Consider the following 258-nt stretch of genomic DNA (forward strand, 5'->3'; position numbering starts at 1 on the left):
GTTTGAACGTTCACTCGATTAAGCAATTTTTGTACTAAAGGCCCAGGAGTAAAATATCCTTCATCACGGCCGAGTTCAAATAAGAACCCCGCAACAAAGCTATCTCCGGCGGCAGTAGTATCTATGGCAACAATTTTAGGCACCGGCAACTCAAAGGAAAACTCAGCACTGTGGCATAAAACGGACTCAGCACCATTGGTGACCAAAATTAACCTCACCCCTTGCGCAATACAGAATGCTAAATAATCGTCAAATGAT

1 protein-coding gene is annotated in these 258 nt (G+C 43.4%); it reads right to left on the reverse strand.

Features of this window, described 5'->3' with window-relative positions; all coding sequences use genetic code 11:
* The coding region (locus tag AAEZ00_RS21620; RefSeq protein WP_351090018.1) for a PfkB family carbohydrate kinase at nucleotides 1–258 on the reverse strand (258 nt) is incomplete at both ends.

Origin of the sequence: Shewanella sp. S1-49-MNA-CIBAN-0167 (assembly GCF_040310145.1) — a bacterium.
Lineage (GTDB): Bacteria > Pseudomonadota > Gammaproteobacteria > Enterobacterales > Shewanellaceae > Shewanella > Shewanella psychromarinicola.